This window comes from Chloroflexaceae bacterium (genome assembly GCA_025057155.1).
In the GTDB taxonomy this organism is placed as follows: Bacteria; Chloroflexota; Chloroflexia; order Chloroflexales; family Chloroflexaceae; genus JACAEO01.
Map to the genome: position 1 here is coordinate 1 of JANWYD010000089.1, position 724 is coordinate 724.

A 724-nucleotide genomic window follows, 5' to 3' on the forward strand; every position below is an offset into this window, starting at 1 on the left:
GAGCCGCGCTTCTACGTGGTCTATCAGCTCCGCAATCTGGAGCGCCTGACTAACTTGCGCGTCAAGTGCGCGCTGCCGGGCGACGACCCGCGGCTGCCCTCCGTCACCGGTGTACACCGCAACGCCAACTGGCCGGAGCGCGAGCTGTTCGACATGTTCGGCATCCAAATCGAAGGTCACCCAGACCTGCGACGCATCCTCATGCCCGCCGACTGGGTGGGCCATCCGCTGCGCAAAGACTATCCGCTCGGCTACGAAGAAGTGCAGTTCACGTTCAACTTCGACGAGATTGACCGGAAGAAGCCTTACGCGAAAGAGTAGTCAGAAGACGGAAGAGCGAAGCTGCTCTCTGACTTCAAACCATGTCCACTCTGGAAACGCCACTGCTCGACCACACTCTGGAGGAACTTAAGCACCTCCTCTCGCCGCGCGCGCTGACCGGCGAGACGATGGTGCTCAACATGGGGCCGCAGCACCCCAGCACCCACGGCGTCCTGCGTCTCATCCTGGAGCTGGACGGCGAGATCATCGTCAACGCCATACCCGACATCGGCTTCCTCCACACCGGCATCGAGAAGAACATGGAGGCCAAGACTTATCTGAAGGCGCTGGTGATGACCGACCGCCTCGACTACCTGAACAATTTGGGCAATAACCTGGCCTATTGCCTGGCGGTGGAAAAACTGGTGGGCGTGGACGTGCCGGAGCGGGCGCAGGTCATCCG

The 724-nt window shown here is 61.0% G+C and carries 2 protein-coding genes; both read left to right on the top strand.

Going from position 1 to position 724, the window contains the following annotated elements:
* Positions 1 to 321 (top strand): NADH-quinone oxidoreductase subunit C (locus tag NZU74_20410; GenBank protein MCS6883692.1); only part of this gene is annotated, 321 nt, incomplete at its 5' end.
* A 41-nt stretch (positions 322 to 362) separates the two neighbouring features.
* A partial coding sequence (locus NZU74_20415) for a hypothetical protein (protein ID MCS6883693.1) occupies positions 363 to 724 on the top strand: 362 nt, incomplete at its 3' end.